Raw genomic sequence first — 2,446 nt, forward strand, 5'->3', positions numbered from 1 at the left:
CGACGCCGAACGTGGTCAAGGCGGTCAAGCAGATCGCCAATGGCGGCGCGCATATGTCGATGGACGCGCTCGGCCACCCGACCACCTCGTTCAACTCGATCGCCAATCTGCGTCGGCGCGGCCGCCATGTGCAGGTCGGCCTGATGTTGGGCGAACACGCCCGGCCGCAGGTGCCGATGGACAAGGTGATCGCCTTCGAACTCGAAATCCTCGGCAGTCACGGCATGCAGGCCTATCGCTACCCCGCGATGATGGAGATGATCCGCCACGGCAAGCTGAAGCCCGAACTGCTCGTCGGCAAGAAGATCAGCCTCGACGAGGCGCCCGCAGCCTTGATGGCGATGGGCGGCTTCGAGGGCATCGGCATTGGGGTGGTGACGAAGTTTTAGGCGAGGACGGCACCGTCGTCAGGCGATCGCGCGTCGTGGCAATTCCTGCTTCGCGAATCGCTTGGCGCCTACGACGCAAAGCACCACGCCAAGCGTGACGACCACCATCAACGAACTGACCTGTTCGTGCAGCAGCGTCGCTGCCAGTGCCAGTCCGAAGAATGGCTGCAGCAGCTGCAACTGTCCGACCGCGGCGATGCCGCCTTGCGCCAGGCCGCGATACCAGAACACGAAGCCGATCAGCATGCTGAACAGCGAGACATAGGCAAGCCCCATCCACGCACTGACGCCGACGCCGTCGAACGACGGCGGCATGGTCATCAGCGTCAGCACCAGCATGACCGGCAGCGACAGCACCAGCGCCCAGCAGATCACTTGCCAGCCGCCGAGCCTGCGCGACAGCGCGGCGCCCTCGGCATAGCCGAGGCCGCAGGCGATGATGGCAGCCAGCATCAGACCGTCGCCGACCGGCGAGGCCGTCACGCCCTGCGTCAGCGCAAAGCCCGCGACCAGCGCACTGCCTATGCATGAAAACAACCAGAACGCCGGGCGCGGCCGATCGCCGCCGCGCAGCACGCCGAATATCGCAGTGGCCAGCGGCAGCAGGCCGACGAAGATAATGGAATGGGCCGTGGTGACGTGCTCGAGCGCCAGCGCGGTCAGCAAGGGAAAGCCGACAACCACGCCAAGTGCCACGATCACCAGCGACAGCAGATCGCCGCGCTCCGGGCGTTTCTGCCGAAACAGGAGCAGGAGCGCAAGGCCAAGCAGTCCGGCAATCGCCGCCCGGGCCGAGGTCAGGAATGTCGGATCGAATTCCCTGACCGCCACGCGCGTCGCCGGCAGCGAGCCGCTGAAGATCAACACACCGATGAATCCATTCATCCAGCCACTCGCGGTCTTGTCCATCGTATGCTCCGTTTGTCGGCTCCGTATCAGGCGGAGCCGGTAGTATCGCCAGAGACAGTGCGGTACAATTATGCAAAACTGTCATGGTCAGCAGAGCAGTACGGATGGACAAGCAGACTACAGGAAGCGAGAGCGGCGGTACGCTGGTCGAAGGCGTCATGGCGACGATCCGCCAGCGGATCGCGGCGCGCAGCCTGACGCCGGGAGGGCAATTGCCGTCGATCCGCGCCTTTGCCAAATCCATGCGAGTGTCCAAATCCACCGTGGTCGAAGCCTATGAGCGGCTCGCCGCCGAAGGCGCGATCCGCTCGCGGCCGGGCTCCGGCTTCTATGCCGCCGGATCGCTGGCGCCGCTGTCGCTGGCCGAAATCGGCCCCCGCCTCGACCGCGCCGTCGATCCGCTCTGGATCTCGCGACAGTCCCTGGAGGCCGGCGATGACATGCTGAAGCCCGGCTGCGGCTGGCTGCCCGCTTCATGGATGCCACAGGCAGGGCTGCGCCGGGCGCTGCGCACGGTGGCGCGTGCCGACGATGTCGCACTGGCCGATTACGGCACGCCGCTCGGCCTGCCACCGCTGCGGCAATTGCTGGCGCGGCGCATGGCCGGGCATGGCATCGAGGCCTCGCCCGAGCAGATCATGCTGACGGAATCAGGCACGCAGGCCATCGACCTCCTGTGCCGGTTCCTGATCGAGCCCGGCGACACCGTGCTGGTCGACGACCCCTGCTACTTCAACTTCCACGCCCTGTTGCGCGCTCACCGGGCCAAGGTCGTCAGCGTTCCCTACACGCCGTCGGGGCCGGATATCGATCTGTTCGCGCAGGCGTTGGCCGAGCATCGGCCACGCCTCTACATCACCAATTCCGGCATCCACAATCCGACCGGCGCGGTGCTGTCGCCAGTCACCGCGCACCGGCTGCTGAAACTCGCCGACCAATCGCAATTGACCATCGTCGAGGACGACATCTTCGCCGATTTCGAACATGCGCCCGCCCCCAGGCTGGCGGCGTTCGATGGTCTCAACCGCGTTGTCCATATCGGCAGCTTCTCCAAGACACTGTCGGCATCGGTTCGCTGCGGCTTCATCGCCGCACCGCGCGACTGGATCGAGCCCCTGACCGACCTCAAGATCGCCACGACCTTCGGC

At 65.7% G+C, this 2,446-nt stretch carries 3 protein-coding genes; 2 read left to right on the forward strand and 1 reads right to left on the reverse strand.

The window, feature by feature from the left end; all coding sequences use genetic code 11:
- Positions 1 to 389, forward strand: a 389-nt coding sequence (locus EN955_RS34290; RefSeq protein WP_164769971.1) for a zinc-binding dehydrogenase, incomplete at its 5' end; no start/stop codon positions are given.
- A gap of 18 nt (positions 390 to 407) precedes the next feature.
- Here EN955_RS34290 and EN955_RS34295 read toward each other — a convergent pair.
- Positions 408 to 1,298, reverse strand: a complete 891-nt coding sequence (locus tag EN955_RS34295; RefSeq protein WP_024503822.1) for a DMT family transporter — start codon at positions 1,296 to 1,298, stop codon at positions 408 to 410.
- A 104-nt stretch (positions 1,299 to 1,402) separates the two neighbouring features.
- Here EN955_RS34295 and EN955_RS34300 point away from each other — a divergent pair.
- Positions 1,403 to 2,446, forward strand: a 1,044-nt coding sequence (locus EN955_RS34300) for a PLP-dependent aminotransferase family protein (protein ID WP_164769972.1), incomplete at its 3' end; no start/stop codon positions are given.

It is taken from the genome of Mesorhizobium sp. M7A.F.Ca.CA.001.04.2.1 (genome assembly GCF_003998485.1).
GTDB classification, from domain to species: Bacteria; Pseudomonadota; Alphaproteobacteria; order Rhizobiales; family Rhizobiaceae; genus Mesorhizobium; species Mesorhizobium ciceri.

What these genes read in the sequence shown, in the direction of transcription:
- EN955_RS34295 (WP_024503822.1), bottom strand. Translation starts at nt 1,298, where the DNA reads ATGGACAAGACCGCGAGTGGCTGGATGAATGGATTCATCGGTGTGTTG.